Below are 15,507 nucleotides of genomic sequence, written 5' to 3' on the forward strand. Positions count from 1 at the left end.
GGCGGCCCGCCTGGTGCACCGCCGTCTCGTCCGGTGGCGATCCTCCGGACATCCCCGAGTACGCCGGGATTCCCGATCGGGAACGGGACGTGACCGGAGAAGCGCGTCCGGGGGAGGTCTTCGCGCGGGAGGGCCCGGCCCCTCGGGAGCGCCGGTGTCAGTTGGGGTTGGCCGCGTGGGTCAGGGTCTCCCAGGCGACGAAGAGGACGTTCGTCCCGGCCGGGCGCTGCTGCTCGGTGAGACGCTGGGTGTTCGTCATGGCGATGCCCATCCGGTTGCCCAGGGCGTTGAAGCCGACCTCGGTGATCGGGCCCAGGCCGAGGTGGAGGGTGCCCCCGCACAGCGAGGACGGCACGGCGGCGCCGAGCTGGTACTTCGCCTGCATGCCCAGCGCGTGGCGCAGCCGCTCACCGATCTCCGGGTAGAGGTCCTGCCCCTGGATCCGGGTGGTCTCGGCGAAGTGCGAGATGGCCGACAGCCCGTATCCGGTGTGGGTGAAGTCGCGGCAGGTCTCCTGGGTGAGGCCGTCCATGAAGGTGGACTGGCCCTGCCAGTAGCTGATGATCTCGGCGCGGGTGTCGATACCGCTCCCCGGAGGTGCCTTGGGGAGCGCGCCGTCGGACGCGACGTAGATGAAGGCCGGGACCCGCCCGCGGAACTTGGCCACGGCCTTGTCGTAGCTCGCCCGGTCCTCAAGGAAGACGGAGATGCCGAGCGCGGCCTCCATCATGCTCAGTTCCCAGTTGCCGTTGCTGTTGGAACCGTTGATGATCTTCGGCAGGTAGACGGTGCGCAGCATGGTGGAGAAGCGGCTGACGGAGGCGGCGGACCAGCCGGTGTAGGTGTAGCGGATGATCTCGGCGGCCCTGGGCCACGAGGACCCGGCCCATCCGGTCTGCAGCGGGGCGTTGCTGTTGGTGTGATCCTTGATCACCGCGGACCAGGCGTCCATGATCTGGATCGCCTTCTGGGCGTACCTGCTGTCCTGCGTGATGTACCAGGCCAGCGCCATGGTGTACGCGGCGAGCGCGTCCTGGCGCTCGTCGGTGCAGCCGTTGTTGGGGTTGGAGTACGAGCCGCACTCCACGATCGCGCGCGGCTTGGGAGTCCGTGACAGCGACGCCAGGGAATGTCCCATCATCTGGTCGAAGGCGCCCTTCCACGGCTGCGCGCCCGCGTTGACCTTCGAGCGGATGAAGTCGAGCTGGGGCCTGCTGACCAGGACTCCCGGGTGGGTGAAGGTCGCCGGGGCGGCCTTCACCTGAGCCGTGCCCTTCGCCTGCGCGGGCAGTGGCGCGGCACCGGCCGCGGGGGCGGCGAGAGGGGTGACGGCGAGAGTCGCGGCACCCAGGATCGCGGCTGCCGTTGTTCGGATGCGTCTGAACATGTGGAGCTCCTCGCTGGCCTGACAGGCCAAGGGGGGTGGCGAGAGGACTCGGCCGAAGGTCTTGTTGACCGTCCATACAACCGACCTCGACAGCGATCCGTCAATATCTTTAGGAAAGTTTCCTAACTTTTAAACCTCTCATCGGGGGCCCTTATGGCGTTCACCTGGGGTGTTCCGGAGCCCCGTGGGCCTCCTAGCGCTCCGGCCCGTTCTCCGGTGACGGCGGTGCGACGCACTCGTGGCCGGGGGCGCCCCGGTCGAGGATGTCCTCGTACACCCCGACCTTGTGGTTGATCAGGTCCAGGCAGCGGGAGAGCTGGCCGATCTGGGCGGTCACCCGCTCCCGGTGCAGGCGCAGGAGGGCGAGCCGCTCCTCCTCGTTGCCGTCTCCCCGCCGGACCATGTCGGTGTACTGACGGATCGCGGGCAGGGGCATGCCGGAGGCGCGGAGGATGATGCACAGGTTCAGCCACTCCACGTCGCCCTCGTCGTAGACGCGGCGCCCGCCGGGATCGCGTCGTACGGGGTTGGCGAGGATGCCCTCGCGCTCGTAGAAGCGCAGCGCGTGAACGCTCAGCCCCGTGCGTTCGGCGACCTGTCCGATGCTCAGATCCGTCGTGTCCATGGCGCCCAGAATACGGGCTTGACCTAGAGTCGACTCTAGATCCTACGATGCGGGGCGTCGCGACATCACGTCAGCAACGATCATCAAGGGAGCACGACATATGCGTTATCGCGTCCTCGGCGGCACCGGTATCGAGGTGAGCGTCCACTGCCTCGGGGCCATGATGTTCGGTGCCGTCGGCAACCCCGACCACGACGACTGCGTCCGCATCATCCACGCCGCCCTCGACCAGGGTGTCAACTTCGTCGACACCGCGGACATGTACTCCGCCGGTGAGTCCGAGGAGATCGTGGGAAAGGCGCTCAAGGGCCGCCGCGACGACGTCGTGCTCGCCACCAAGGTGCACTTCCGGATGGGGGAGGGCCCCAACCGCAGCGGTAACTCGCGGCGCTGGATCGTCAAGGAGGTCGAGGAGAGCCTCAGGCGCCTGGGGACCGACTGGATCGACCTCTACCAGATCCACCGCCCCGACCACTCGACCGACATCGAGGAGACGCTCTCCGCGCTCAGCGACCTCGTACACCAGGGGAAGATCCGCGCCTTCGGCTGCTCGACCTTCCCGGCGGAGGAGATCGTCGAGGCGCACAACGTCGCCGAGCGCCGGGGCCTCCAGCGCTTCAGGACCGAGCAGCCGCCCTACTCGCTGATCGCCCGGGGAGTCGAGGCCGCCGTGCTCCCGGTCTGCCGACGGTACGGGATGGGAGTGCTGACCTGGAGCCCGCTCGCCTCGGGGTTCCTCACCGGCAAGTACCGGAAGGGGCAGCCCATCGACCTCTCCACCGGCCGCGCCTCGCTCACACCGGCGCGCTTCGACCCCTCGATCCCCGAGAACGCCGTCAAGCTCGACGTCGTCGAGAAGCTCATCGAGCTCGCGACGGACCTCGGCTGCTCGCTCCCCGAACTCGCCGTGGCCTTCGCCGCCGCGCACCCCGCCGTCACCTCGGTGATCACCGGGCCGCGGACCATGGACCAGCTGGAGGGGCTGCTGAAGGGCGCCTCGCTCACCCTCGACGACGCGACCCTCGACCGGATCGACGAGATCGTGCCGCCGGGGACCAACCTGTACCGCCCGGACGGCGCCTGGAGCCCGCCCTCGCTGACCGACACCGCACAGCGACGACGCCCGCTCGCGGAACGCGCCGCGGGCTGACCGGATCGCACCGGGTCGGACTACGGGAACTGCACCGGGTCGTGTCGCACCGGGCTGGGCTGGGCCGGGCCGCAGACCAGACCGGATCGGGTCTCGGGTGAACCCCGGTCGTACGCCGGGTGCGCCCGGGGCGGCCGGGGTGTGCCGCTATTGACACGGCAATGGCGGGGTAGCAAGCTGAACCCATATGTACAAATCGATTTGCGACACGAAAACGTCCTTTCCGCCGCAGGTGGTGACGCATGAGTGACGTTCCCGGACGGGTCCTGGTGACCGGGGCCGCGGGCAGGCTGGGGCGTCTGATGCTCGACCTGCTCGCGCACCGGGGGGTGGCCGTCACCGCCCTCGACCTGCACGACCCGGGCGGGGCGGTGGCGGACCGGGTGATCGTCGGGGACGTGGGAGACCCGGCGACGGTGCGCGACGCGCTCGACGGCGTGGACGCCGTCGCGCACTTCGCCGCCATCCCGGCCCCGGTCCTCGGCACCCCCGAGGAGGTCTTCTGCGGCAACACCCGGGCGACCTTCGTGGTCCTGGAGGAGGCGGGCCAGGCGGGGGTGCGCAGGGCCGCCATCGCGAGCAGTTACTCCGTGCTCGGCTTCCCCTGGGCCTCGCGCCTGCTGCACCCGGCCTACCTGCCGATCGACGAGGCGCTGCCCCTCCAGGTCGAGGACCCGTACGGGCTGTCGAAGCAGGCGGACGAGGCGACCGCGGCGATGATGGCGCGCCGCTACGGCATGACGGTCGTCGCGCTGCGCTTCCCCCTGCTCGGCGGGCCGGGGGACAAACTCGACAAGCGCGCGGAGGAGTACGCGGAGGACCCCGGCTCCGGTGCCGCCGAGCTGTGGACCTACCTCGACGGCAGGGACGCCGCCCTCGCCACCTGGCAGGCACTCACCCGGCCGATCGAGGGCTACCGCGCGATCTTCGTGACGGCCGAGGAGACGCTGGCCCCACAGCCCACCGAGGAGCTGCTCGACCGCTTCCACCCCGGGGTCGAGCGGCGGGCGCCGCTGCCGGGCAGGGCCGTCCCGATCGACCTGGGAGAGGCCCGCCGCCTGCTCGGCCTCACCGTCCGGCACCCCTTCCCCGTGCCGAACGTGCCGGACGTGCCGGAGACCGCGTGACCCCTCTTCCCGTACCGGAGGCCGCATGACATCCCTTCCCCTGCCCGAGACCCAGGCCCCCTGGCCCGCGAGAGACGCGCTCCGCGTCACGGGGGTGCGGCCGATCGTCACCGCCCCCGAGGGGGTGCCCCTCGTGGTGGTCCGCGTCGACACCAGCGACCCCGGCCTGTACGGCCTGGGCTGCGCGACCTTCACCCAGCGGTTCCACGCGGTGGCCGCCGCGGTGGAGCACCACGTCGGCCCCCTCCTGATCGGCCGCCACCCCGCCGACATCGAGGACATCACCAGGATGGTCCACTTCTCCTCCTACTGGAGGGGCGGCCCGGTCCTGAACAGCGCTCTCTCCGGGGTGGACCAGGCGCTCTGGGACATCGCGGGCAAGCGCGCGGGCATGCCGGTGTACGAGCTCCTCGGCGGGCGGGTGCGCGCCGCGGCCGACACCTACCTGCACGCGGGCGCGGCCACCGTGGAGGAGACGCTCGAGGAGGCCCAGGCGATCCTGGCGTCCGGATACCGCCACGTACGGCTCCAGACGGGGGCGCCGGGGCTCGGCCACTACGGCTCACCGGGCTCGCCGGGCGGCTACCCCGGCTCCCCGTACCCCGACGGGTGGGACGTGCAGCGCTACCTGCGCGACACCCCGAAGCTGTTCGAGCGGGCCCGCCGGGAGCTGGGGGAGGAGCCGGGCCTGATGCACGACGTGCACTCGCGGCTCACCCCCAAGCAGGCGATCGCCCTCGCGCGGGCGCTCGAACCGTACCGGCTGTTCTTCCTGGAGGACCCGATAGCGCCGGAGTTCTACGACCGGCTGCCCGAGGTCCGCGAGGCCGCCCCGATGCCCATCGCGGCGGGTGAGCAGATCAGCTCCGTCGCCGACGCGGCCAGAATCGTCCGCGAGGGCGGCGTCGACCTGCTGCGGCTGCACGTCTCGTCGGTGGGCGGGCTCACCCCCGCCCGCAAGCTGGTCGCGCTCTGCGAGCTGACCGGCGTGGGCACCGCCTGGCACTCGCCCGCGGACGTCTCGCCGGTGGGCGCCGCCGCCAACGTGGCGCTCGACGTGACCACCCCCGCCTTCCAGATCCAGGAGGGGCACCTCTATCCCGAGGCCGTCCACGAGGTCTTCCCCGGCACGATCGGGCCCGTCAACGGCTACCTCTACCCGAACGACGCGCCCGGCTGGGGGATCGACCTGGACGAGGCGCTGGCGGCCAAGTACCCGCCGCTGGAGCACCTCCACGAGCGCTGGTCGGCCCGGGTGCGCCGGCCCGACGGGGGTATCGAGCCGCCCTGAGAAACTTTTAGTGGGTGTAAGGAGTGTGTCGATGTAAGATCTGCCCATGGTCCCGGCACCCTCCGAGGAGCGACCCCCCACGCGGCGTGAGCGGAGGAAAGGGGAGATGCGGCGTGCCATCGCGGGCACGGCCCGCCGCCTGTTCGCCGAACGCGGCTTCGAGACCGTGACGGTGGCCGAGATCGCGGCGGTGGCCGACGTCTCGACCAAGACCGTCTTCAACCACTTCCCGGTCAAGGAGCAGATCTTCTTCGAGGCCGACCCGCTCGGGTGGCCCGCTCCCGAGCGGGCCCTGCGGGAGCGCGTGGCGGGGGAGCGGCCCGTCGACGCGATCCGCCGCGTCATGTCCCGGCCCAGGGCGGACACCGGGGAGGGGACGGCCGACGCGGGGGCGGTCGCCGTCCACGCGCGGGTCTACCGGGACAGCCCGGCACTGCGCTCGTACTCCCGGGAGATGTTCGCGGGACAGGAGCGCGCGCTGCGCGAGGCGATCGAGTCCGGCACCGGCACGGGCGAACCCGGCGCGGGAGGAGGGCTCGGGGCCGGGGTGGTGGCCGCGCTCGTCCTGGCGGCCGTCCGCGAGGTCTGGGAGTCCACCCTGCTCAGGATCGCCGCCGGTGCCGCCTTCGAGGACGCGGCGGCCCTCGGGCGCCGCGAGCTGGACGCGGCACTCGACCTCCTCTCCCACGACCGGCTCGGCCAAGGCTCACCGGACCGTGACATGCCCGGCCGCGACGTACCCGAAAGCGACCTGCCCGACCGTGACGTGCCTGACCACGACGTGCCCGAAAGCGAGCTACCCGGCCGCGACGTGCCCGGCCACGGCTCGACGGTCCGTGACTCGCCCGATCCCGACGTACCCGGAAGCGACTCGCCCGGTCCCGGTCCGGTGGCCCGCGATTCGCCGGACCTCCCGCGCAAGGCCCCGCCGGGTGAGCCCGCGCGCGGGGCGAGGGGGCGGGCTCCGGCGGGGGGCGGGGAGAGCGGTGCCGCAGGGCGGGACGTTCCCGTGCCGGTCCGCGGCGACCGTCCCAGCATCACCAGGGTCGCGCAGCTCGCCGGGGTGAGCGCGACCACGGTGTCGCACGCGCTGAACGGGCGGCGGCCGGTGGCCGAGGAGACGCGCCGCCGGGTGCTGGCGGCGATCGACCAGCTGGGGTATCGGCCCAACGTCCTCGCCCGGGGGTTGCGCACGAGCAGGAGCCAGACGATCGGGCTGATCATCCCGGACATCACCAACCCCTTCTACCCGGCGCTGGCGCGCGGGCTCCAGGACGTGCTGGGACCGGCGGGCTACGACGAGATCATCAGCAACACCGACGGCGACCGGGAGATGGAGCGCGCCGCGATCGAGCAGATGATCGCCCGGCAGGTGGACGGCCTCGCCTTCGCGGTCTTCCACACGCACGCCGAGGACCTGCTGCCCGTCATCGGGGCGGGCATCCCCGTCGTGCGGCTCGGGGGGCGCCTGGTCCAGGCCGGTGTCGACGTCGTCCACAGCGACGACGAGGGCGGGGCCGCCGAGGCCACCCGCTACCTGCTGGAACGCGGCTACCGCAGGATCGGCTTCGTCTGCGGCCCGCACGCGGAGGGGCCCGCGGCCGAGCGCGTCGCGGGCTACCGTTCCGCGCTGCTGGCCGCCGGAGCGGACGCCGACCCCCGGCTCGTGGCGCACACGCACTTCAGCCGGGCGGGCGGCTCCTCGGGCACCGCCCGCCTGCTCGACCTGCCGGAACCCCCGGAGGCCGTGCTGTGCGCGAACGACATCATGGCCATCGGCGCGCTCGACACGGCGGAGGAACGGGGGCTGCGCGTGCCTGCGGACCTGGCCGTCATGGGGTTCGACGACATCGAGGCGGCGAGCCTCGTCTCGCCGGGACTGACCACCATGGCCAACCCGGCCAGGGAGATCGGCCAGGCCTGTGCCCGCCGCCTGCTGGAGCGGCTGCGGGGCGAGACGGTGGAGCCCTCCGCCGAGACGGTCATCCCGGCGCGGCTGGTCCGCCGCCGGTCGGCCTGAACGGCCCGCCGCAGCCGGTCCGGAGGGTGTTTCGCCAGGTTGTCATATCGGTTTGGACAATTCGCGGTGTCGGCCCGGACACTCCACGGCGCGCCGAGCTCCTCGCCGGGGTACGGCGGCGTCGTCGGCCGGCCTCGCGGGGTTCCGTCACGTCCACATATATGCGTCTATGTCATCGGTGTCCGGCTGTGTCCGGTCGCGTCCCTCCTATCACTCCGGCGTGACCCTTGACACGCGCTGTGTTGCGTGTAAGTTTCGGAACCAATCTTAACGATTTGCGTGGACGTCGCCCCGTGATCCGGATCCCCGCCGGGGCACGGGTGTGAGCCCGGACTCATCCCCCGCGACCCCCCGAGGAAGTGACGATGCCGATGCCGATGCCAACCGGTCCATCCCGATCACCCGACCGCGCCCGCCGGGCGCCGGAGTCCGACAGAGGCGGGAGCACCGGGCCGTCGTACGCGGACCGTGCCGCCCGCGCCGCACGTACCGCACCGGTGGGGAAGGAAGCGACATGAGAGCAGGCAAGCGGGTCCTCGCCGCCGGTCTGGCGCTCGCGGTGGGACTCACCGCGAGCGCCTGCGCGGGCGGCGGGCAGAGCGGTGACCAGGGCGGCGGGCAGGCGGCCGGGCAGACGCTGAAGATGTGGACGTTCAAGCGGACCCACGCCGACGCCCTGACCAAGGCCGCCGAGCAGTTCAAGGCCGAGACGGGCATCTCCGTCACCATCGAGGCGGTCACCCCCGACGACGTGTTCGTCAGCAAGGTGCAGAGCGCCGCGCAGACCGGCGACCTGCCGGACGTGCTGGAGATGCACGCGGGCGGCGAGGACCTTGAGATGGGCTCCTCGGGGCTGCTGGTCGACCTGGCCGCCGACGTCTCCGACGCCTGGAAGCAGCGGCTGCTGCCGACCACCCGCGACGCCGGGCTGATGACCCAGCAGCGGATCGACCTCGCGGCCAACGACTCGCCGTACAAGCAGGTCAAGGCGGGCACCCTGTTCAGCGTGCCGTTCACGGCCGGTGCGTTCGGCATCGTCTACGCCAACAAGGAGAAGCTGAAGGCCGCCGGGCTCGACGCGGAGACGCCGCCGAAGACGTGGGAGGACTTCCTCGCCGCGCTCAAGACGACCACGGACAAGGATCCCAAGCAGGGCGGTCTCTCCCTGGGCCTGAAGGTGAGCCAGACCGGCTACAACTGGGCCTACCAGCCGCTGGCCCACTCCTACCTGGGCCAGGAGAGGTTCCACGCGCTGTTCGCCAAGGGCGCCGCGCAGGGCTTCGGCTCGCCCGACGGGATCAAGACGCTGGAGCTGTACAGCAGGCTCACCCCGTACTGGATGCCCGGTACGACGTCGCTCGGCATCGACGAGGCCGACATCGCCTTCGCACAGGGCAAGTCCGCCTTCAACGTCGGCGGCACCTTCACCCTGGCGTTCCTCGCGCAGAACGGGATGACCCCCGACAAGGTGCTCGCCTTCCCGATCCCGCCGTCGTCCGAGGGGGTCAACAAGGAGATCGTGATGGCGCCCCTGGCGCTCACCTCCCTCGGCGTCACCGCCACCAGCAAGAACCGGGAGGCGGCGGTCAAGTGGCTGGACTTCGTGACCTCGCCCAAGGGCGCGGGCGTCGTCGCGAAGACCTCGCTCGACCTGCCCGCGACCGACCTGGGCACGGAGGCCGAGGCCCTGCTCGGGCCCGACCTCGCGTCGCTGCAGAAGTACTTCACCGGTGCCCCGGAGGCCACCTACGACGCCGGTGACACCACCTTCTTCCCCTCCGACTACGACCAGGTCAAGCCCGGGGACCTGATGGTCAGGCTGACGCCGCTCAAGGAGGTCACCCCGCAGCAGGCCGGGCCGGAGATGGACAAGGTCATGGGCTCCATGTGGAAGTCCACCAAGTGAGCACCCTCACCACCGAGGATCGTGCCGGGCGGCTCCCCGCGGAGTCGCCCGGCCGTGACCGCAGGCGCGGCCGGAGCCGCTGGGGGCGGTGGCTGACCGGGTGGGCCTTCGTCCTGCCCGCGGTGGCGCTGTTCCTGCTGATGGGCGTCTACACCATCGGCACCGGCCTGGCGCTGAGCCTCGCCAAGTGGAACGGGCTCACCCCCGAGTGGAGGTGGGTCGGCTTCCAGAACTACCTCGACCTGCTGTACGCCGACCCGGTGCTCGCCCCCGAGCTGCGCCGGGCCGCCTGGAACACCTTCCAGGTCATGGTGGCCGTCCCGGCGCTCACGGTGGCCATCTCGCTTCCCCTCGCGGTCGCGCTGAACTCCGTCAAGCGGCTGCGCGGGGTGCTCCGCTCGGTGTACTTCCTGCCCTACGTCACCACCGGCATCGCGGTCTACTACGCCTGGCGCTACGTGCTGGAGCCCGACGGGGCGATCAACGTGTTCCTGCGGTCGGTCGGCCTGGGCAGCCTGTCGCAGCCGCAGGGCTTCCTCGGCAACCCGGACACCGCGCTTCCCACGCTGATCCTGGTCCTGGTCTGGTCGAGCGTCCCCGTCGCGACCCTGCTGTACCTCAGCGGGCTGCAGGGCATCGATCCCAACGTGATCGAGGCCGCCCACATCGACGGGGCCGCGCCGCGCCAGGTGATGCGCCGCATCGTCTGGCCGCTGCTGACGCCCCTCACCGCGGCCATCGTGCTGCTCGGCGTGCGGGACGCGCTGCACGGCTTCCAGATCTTCCTGATCATGACGAACGGCGGGCCCGGCGGGCACACCGACGTGCTCGGCCTCCAGGTCTACCGGCTCTCGTTCATGAAGGAACTCGCCCAGACCCTGGGGATGGCCAGCGCGCTGGGCTGGCTGCTCTTCGCCGGAGCCCTGCTGCTCACCCTGGTCAACGCGCGCCTGCTCAGGAGGATCCGATGATCGGGTCACGCATCGTGAGGACCATCGCCCGCACCGCCCTGGTGGCGTACGCGCTCATCAGCCTGTACCCCTTCCTGTGGATGCTGTCCGGCGCCTTCAAGACCAGGGAGGAGATCCTCCAGGGCGGCAACCTCATCCCGGTCAACCCCACCCTGGACACCCTGGTGACCACGTGGAGCCGCCTGCACTTCTTCGACTACTTCCTCAACAGCCTCCAGGTCACCGCGCTGACCGTCGCCGGTGTCCTGGTGGTCTACAGCCTCGCCTCGTACGCCTTCGCGGTGCTGGACTTCCCCGGCAGGAAGGTGCTCTTCTGGTTCTTCGTCTCGCTGCTGTTCGTCCCGGGCATCACGGTGCTGCTCCCCGTGGTGATCCTGGAGAAGGACCTCGGCATCCTGGGCTCGCACCTGGGCCTGGTCCTGCCGTTCGTCAACGGCACCGCCCCGCTGACGGTGTTGCTGCTCACCAACGGTTTCGGCTCGATCCCCAGGGAGCTGCGCGAGGCCGCCCGCGCGGACGGGGCGCGGGAGTTCCGGATCTTCTGGTCGGTCTATCTGCCGCTCGCCCGTCCCACCCTCATCACGGTCGCGGTGCTGACCGCGGTGCCGACCTGGAACGAGTACGTCCTGACGCGGGTGTCCCTCAACGACCCCTCTCTCTACACCCTGCCGCTCGGGCTGGAGACCCTGCTGTCGGTCAACGTCCCGCACTACAACGAGGTCATGGCCGCGTCCCTGATCATCGTCATCCCGGTCATCGCGCTCTTCCTGCTCCTGCAGCGCTACTTCGTCAACGGCCTCGTGGGAGCGGTCAAGGGATGAACCCCCTGGCAGGGCGGCCCGCCTTCGGCGGGGTGGGGCGGGCCGCCCGTATGTCCGGGGGAGCGAAAGGTCAGAGCCGGGTGAGGCGTACGGCGTCGGCGACGACGAGTCCCGTGCCGGAGGTCCACCGGCTGACGCCGACGGCGTTGTACGTCCCGGCCTTCAGCGCGAACGTCCCGATACTTCGCCAGGCTCCACCACCGGCCCGCTGGTCGGCGTACACCGTCCTGCTCCCCGAGGAGGTGGCGACGATGTACGGCGCGGAGCTGTTGTGGCCGGGGGCGGCCGGATACCAGACCTCGACCTGGTAGGTGGCCGAGGCGGGGACGGCGAACCGGTACCAGGCGACGTCGCTCGCGGTCACCGGCCTGGCCTGGCGGTGGTCGGGGCCGTGGCGCCCGGCGGCGGAGGTGGAGGCGGTCCAGTTCGCGCTCGCGGTGAACGCGCCGGAGGTGGAGTTGTCGACGGTCGCGGACCAGGGGGCGGTGCTCCCCGTGACGTACCGCATGTACTTGGCCCAGTCCCAGTGGGAGCCCGGGTCGGTGTGCGTGGCGCCGGGGACCTGGTTGTGCCCGATGATGTGCGAGCGGTCCTTGGGGATGCCGTACTTGTCGCAGAGGGCGCGGGTCAGGGCCGCCGAGGCGCGGTACATCGCGTCGGTGAACCAGGAGGCGTTGTTGACGAACCCCTCGTGCTCGATGCCGATCGACCTGGTGTTGTAGGACCAGTTCCCGGCGTGCCAGGCGATGTCCTTGTCGCGGACCATCTGGGTGACGTCGCCGTCGGAGGAGCGGACGACGTAGTGCGCGGAGACCTTCGCGGCGGGGTTCTGGAACCAGGAGATCGTGCCCGCGTACGCCCCCTGGGTGACGTGGATGACGACCCGGTCTATCTTGTGGCTTCCCGGCCTGGTCGCGGCGGTCCGGTTACCGGCGTTGGCGGCCACCCAGCTCGCGGCCGGGTAGTCCTGGCTCGGGGCCTTGGCGGCCAGTTCCCGCACGCCCTCGTAGACGCCGCGGTCCGCCTGCAGTTCCACCGGCGTGACGGTGACGACCTCGCCGCCCGCGACGGTGGCCCGGACACCCCTGCCGAGGAGGTCGTAGACGGTGTCGGCGTACAGCCTGGCCGTCTCGGAACCGGAGGCGTTGCCGTACTTGGCCACGGCCGGGTACCACCGCCCGGCGTCCTTCCTGGCGGCGGCGTCGAGGCCGAGCGCGTCGGCGTGGGAACGCAGCACCGCGGCACCGCCGAGGACGTTGGCCGTGTCGTCCGTCTTCAGCGTCGCCGCCGGTGTGCCGGTCAGCTGGGCCGCGCGTTCCAGGGCGCGCACGGTGGGGTTGCTGACCAGGTGCATGACCCCGTACCCGCCGCTCGCGCTCGGCTCGCCGTCGTGCCCGTCGAGGTGCGTCTCCGCGTACGCGAGCGCCACGAGCAGGTCGCGCGGCACGTCGTACGCGGCGGAGGCGCGAGCGAAGGCGTCCGCCAGGGGACCCGCCGACCGGGCGCTCACGGCCTGGGCGGGCGCGAGGAGCAGGACGGCGAGAACGGCGGACAGGATCGCGGCTGACCGGCGGTGCGAGCGCGGCCGGGCGTTCTGCACGGAGTCTCCTTGGGAATCGGGAATCCGGCCCCGTCCGGGCACCGGCTGATTCGGCACCGTAAAGGACAATTACGATAAATGTAAATAATTAACACTCCTTTGTTTGTTGGCGACAATTGTTCCCTTTGATCTGATAGGCCGCTGTATTCGCTGGTCGGAGGGTCGCGCGGAGCCGCACGGGAGGAGCGGGGGCGGGGACGGGGGCAGAACAGGGGGATCGGGGGAGAGGAGCGGGATCGGCGACTCCGTGACCGCCCGGACGGTGCCGGGACGCCGGAGGGTGGATGCCCCGGCCGGTTCCGCCGTGAAGTCGGGGTCCAATGTGAGGCCGGGGGTCCGCTGTGAAGCCAGGGTTGGCTGTGAGGCTGGAGTTCGCTGTGAGGCCGGGTTCCGTCATGAGCCGGGGGCTGCTGTGAGCCTGCTGTGAGGCCAGGGTTCGCCGTGAGGCCGGGGTCCACTGTGAGGCCGGGTTCCGTCGTGAAGCCGAGGTCCGCTGTGAAGCCGGGGCCCGCTGTGAGGCCGGGGCGGAAAAAGGGGCGTGCCGTGCCCGGGGGTCCCGGGCACGGCACGTGCCTGTTCTCGAAAGGTCCCGCCGTCCCTCAGTTGGGCGGGGTCAGGTTGACGAAGGCACTGCAGTTGGCAGGCCACGCCGGGATCAGCAGCGTTCCCGGTGTGGGGAACGCGGTGCAGGTCGTCCGGGCGATCGTGCCCGCCGGGTTCGCCACCGTGACGTAGAGGTTGGTCAGGTCCTGCTCAAGCGAGACCCTGTTCACGCCCGTGGGATAACCGGTCACCCCGGAGATGTTGTTCCAGGTGGGAGTCGTCCGAGGGTCCCGGATCGAGGTCGCTCCCACAGTGGAGACGTACGCGGTGAACTCGGTGACGCCGCCACGCGAGGTCGCGAGGTCGTTGGCGGATCCCGCCGGGCCCGTGGGCCCCGCCGGTCCGACCGGTCCCGCCGGTCCCGCGGGACCGGTGGAGCCCGTCTGGCCGGTCGGTCCCGCCGGTCCCGCCGTACCGGACGGTCCGATCGGGCCGGTCAGTCCCTGCGGGCCGGTCGCGCCCGCCGGTCCCGCCGGTCCCGCCGGTCCCGCGGGACCGATGGTGCCGATGGGTCCCGCCGGTCCCGCCGGACCTGTCTGGCCCGTCTGGCCGGTCGGTCCCGGAGGCCCCGCCGCGCCGACCGGGCCGATGGCGCCCGCGGGTCCCGCGGGCCCGATGAGGCCCGCCGGTCCGATCGGTCCCGCCGGTCCGATCGCGCCCGCGGGTCCTGCCGGACCCGCCGCTCCGGTCTGGCCGGTCAGTCCTGTCTGGCCCGTCTGCCCTGCCGGTCCCGCGGGTCCGATCGGACCGGCCAGTCCGGGCAGGCCGATGAGACCCGCCGGTCCCGCCGGTCCCACCGGTCCGATGAGGCCCGTGGGTCCCGCCGGTCCCGCGGGACCGATGAGGCCCGCGGGTCCCACGGGACCCACCGGTCCCACGGCGCCCACCGCGCCCGCGGGGCCGATCGCTCCCGCCGGTCCCACGGGTCCCGCCGGGCCCGTCAGGCCGGTCGGACCCGCCGCCCCGACCGGACCGGTGGCACCTGTCTGGCCGGTTTGCCCGGTGGCACCCGTCTGACCGGTGCGGCCCACGGCGCCCGCGGGTCCTGCCGGACCCACCGCTCCCACGGGGCCGATGGGACCCGCCGGGCCCGTCGCCCCGACGAGGCCGGCCGCTCCGGCGGGCCCTGCGGGCCCGATCGGGCCGATGGAACCCGTCTGGCCGGTGGCACCTGTCTGTCCGGTCTGTCCTGCAGGCCCGATCGGGCCGATGGGGCCCGCCGGACCCGCGGATCCGATCGGACCCGCCGGTCCGATCGGCCCGACAAGGCCCGTCGGGCCCGCGGGTCCGACGGGTCCCGCGACGCCCGTCGGCCCGGAGGGGCCGATGGGGCCCACCGGCCCCACGGGTCCGGCCGCGCCGACGGGGCCGATCAGCCCCTGCGGTCCCGCCGCGCCGGCCGGTCCGGCCGGGCCGGAGGGCCCCAGCGGGCCGATCGGGCCCACGGGGCCCACGGGGCCGGTCTGCCCGCTCTGTCCTGTCTGACCGGTGGGTCCCGCGGGACCCAACTGCCCGATGGGCCCGGTGGGACCCGCGGGGCCCGCCGGTCCGGCCAGGCCCTCGGGGCCCACGGGGCCTTCTGGCCCGATCAGACCCTGCGGTCCGACGGGGCCCGTCTGCCCGGTCTCCCCTGTCTGTCCGGTCGCTCCTACGGGACCCTCCGGTCCGGCCAGCCCTGTCGGCCCGATCGGGCCGATGGGCCCGGCGGGACCTGCCTCACCGATCGGGCCGCGCAGCCCGTCGGCACCGGCCGGACCAGTCAAGCCCTGGGGACCCTCCGGTCCGCTGGGGCCGGGCAGGCCGTCGAGACCTGCCGGTCCCGCCGGTCCCACGGGTCCCAGCGCACCGGCGGGGCCGACCAGCCCCTGCGGTCCCGCCGGACCGTCGGCGCCGACCGGTCCGGCCGGTCCTTGGAGGCCGGTTGCTCCGATGGGTCCGGGTATGCCGTCGGCTCCGACGGGTCCCGTGGGACCGACCGGTCCTTGGAGGCCGGTTGCTCCGATGGG

11 protein-coding genes are annotated in these 15,507 nt (G+C 72.1%); 7 read left to right on the plus strand and 4 right to left on the minus strand.

Annotated features, from left to right (window positions below):
- Positions 1 to 157: 157 nt before the first annotated feature.
- Both ACW9TB_RS23970 and ACW9TB_RS23975 read right to left on the minus strand, forming a co-directional pair.
- Positions 158 to 1,387: an alginate lyase family protein gene (locus tag ACW9TB_RS23970; RefSeq protein WP_472750298.1), complete on the minus strand. Its 1,230-nt coding sequence runs from the start codon at positions 1,385 to 1,387 to the stop codon at positions 158 to 160.
- A gap of 193 nt (positions 1,388 to 1,580) precedes the next feature.
- Positions 1,581 to 2,012 carry a MerR family transcriptional regulator gene (locus tag ACW9TB_RS23975; RefSeq protein ID WP_472750299.1) on the minus strand — a complete coding sequence of 144 codons (432 nt, stop codon included), beginning with the start codon at positions 2,010 to 2,012 and terminating at the stop codon, positions 1,581 to 1,583.
- Between the two features lie 100 nt (positions 2,013 to 2,112).
- Here ACW9TB_RS23975 and ACW9TB_RS23980 point away from each other — a divergent pair, with 100 nt between their 5' ends.
- From ACW9TB_RS23980 to ACW9TB_RS24010, 7 genes are all read left to right on the plus strand, one after another.
- Positions 2,113 to 3,162, plus strand: coding sequence for an aldo/keto reductase (locus ACW9TB_RS23980; RefSeq protein ID WP_472750300.1), 1,050 nt, complete (start codon positions 2,113 to 2,115; stop codon positions 3,160 to 3,162).
- A gap of 242 nt (positions 3,163 to 3,404) precedes the next feature.
- Entirely contained in the window at positions 3,405 to 4,289 is an 885-nt protein-coding gene (locus tag ACW9TB_RS23985; protein ID WP_472750301.1) for an NAD-dependent epimerase/dehydratase family protein, read from the plus strand.
- Positions 4,290 to 4,314: 25 nt separating this feature from the next.
- On the plus strand, positions 4,315 to 5,580 hold the full coding sequence (locus tag ACW9TB_RS23990; RefSeq protein WP_472750302.1) for an enolase C-terminal domain-like protein: 1,266 nt from the start codon (positions 4,315 to 4,317) through the stop codon (positions 5,578 to 5,580).
- A 106-nt stretch (positions 5,581 to 5,686) separates the two neighbouring features.
- Complete coding sequence (locus tag ACW9TB_RS23995; RefSeq protein ID WP_472750303.1) at positions 5,687 to 7,600, plus strand: substrate-binding domain-containing protein; 1,914 nt, start codon at positions 5,687 to 5,689, stop codon at positions 7,598 to 7,600.
- A gap of 514 nt (positions 7,601 to 8,114) precedes the next feature.
- Positions 8,115 to 9,506 (plus strand): ABC transporter substrate-binding protein, encoded by a 1,392-nt coding sequence (locus ACW9TB_RS24000; protein ID WP_472750304.1) that lies wholly within the window; start codon positions 8,115 to 8,117, stop codon positions 9,504 to 9,506.
- Positions 9,503 to 10,477, plus strand: a complete 975-nt coding sequence (locus ACW9TB_RS24005) for a carbohydrate ABC transporter permease (RefSeq protein WP_472750305.1) — start codon at positions 9,503 to 9,505, stop codon at positions 10,475 to 10,477. The genes ACW9TB_RS24000 and ACW9TB_RS24005 overlap by 4 nt, the downstream gene beginning before the upstream one ends.
- On the plus strand, positions 10,474 to 11,298 hold the full coding sequence (locus tag ACW9TB_RS24010; RefSeq protein ID WP_472750306.1) for a carbohydrate ABC transporter permease: 825 nt from the start codon (positions 10,474 to 10,476) through the stop codon (positions 11,296 to 11,298). Before ACW9TB_RS24005 ends, ACW9TB_RS24010 begins: the two co-directional genes overlap by 4 nt.
- A 70-nt stretch (positions 11,299 to 11,368) precedes the next feature.
- Here the strand turns inward: ACW9TB_RS24010 and ACW9TB_RS24015 are convergent, their stop codons facing one another.
- Complete coding sequence (locus tag ACW9TB_RS24015) at positions 11,369 to 12,898, minus strand: golvesin C-terminal-like domain-containing protein (RefSeq protein ID WP_472750307.1); 1,530 nt, start codon at positions 12,896 to 12,898, stop codon at positions 11,369 to 11,371.
- Between the two features lie 599 nt (positions 12,899 to 13,497).
- Complete coding sequence (locus ACW9TB_RS24020; RefSeq protein WP_472750308.1) at positions 13,498 to 14,298, minus strand: collagen-like domain-containing protein; 801 nt, start codon at positions 14,296 to 14,298, stop codon at positions 13,498 to 13,500.
- Between the last annotated feature and the right edge of the window lie 1,209 nt (positions 14,299 to 15,507).

It is taken from the genome of Streptosporangium sp. H13245, from assembly GCF_055690525.1.

Excerpts from the sequence above, each read along its gene's own strand:
- ACW9TB_RS23970 (WP_472750298.1), bottom strand. The coding sequence starts at position 1,387 with ATGTTCAGACGCATCCGAACAACGGCAGCCGCGATCCTGGGTGCCGCG.
- ACW9TB_RS24000 (WP_472750304.1), top strand. The coding sequence starts at position 8,115 with ATGAGAGCAGGCAAGCGGGTCCTCGCCGCCGGTCTGGCGCTCGCGGTG.
- ACW9TB_RS23985 (WP_472750301.1), top strand. The coding sequence starts at position 3,405 with ATGAGTGACGTTCCCGGACGGGTCCTGGTGACCGGGGCCGCGGGCAGG.
- ACW9TB_RS24010 (WP_472750306.1), top strand. The coding sequence starts at position 10,474 with ATGATCGGGTCACGCATCGTGAGGACCATCGCCCGCACCGCCCTGGTG.
- ACW9TB_RS23975 (WP_472750299.1), bottom strand. The coding sequence starts at position 2,012 with ATGGACACGACGGATCTGAGCATCGGACAGGTCGCCGAACGCACGGGG.
- ACW9TB_RS23990 (WP_472750302.1), top strand. The coding sequence starts at position 4,315 with ATGACATCCCTTCCCCTGCCCGAGACCCAGGCCCCCTGGCCCGCGAGA.
- ACW9TB_RS23980 (WP_472750300.1), top strand. The coding sequence starts at position 2,113 with ATGCGTTATCGCGTCCTCGGCGGCACCGGTATCGAGGTGAGCGTCCAC.
- ACW9TB_RS23995 (WP_472750303.1), top strand. The coding sequence starts at position 5,687 with ATGCGGCGTGCCATCGCGGGCACGGCCCGCCGCCTGTTCGCCGAACGC.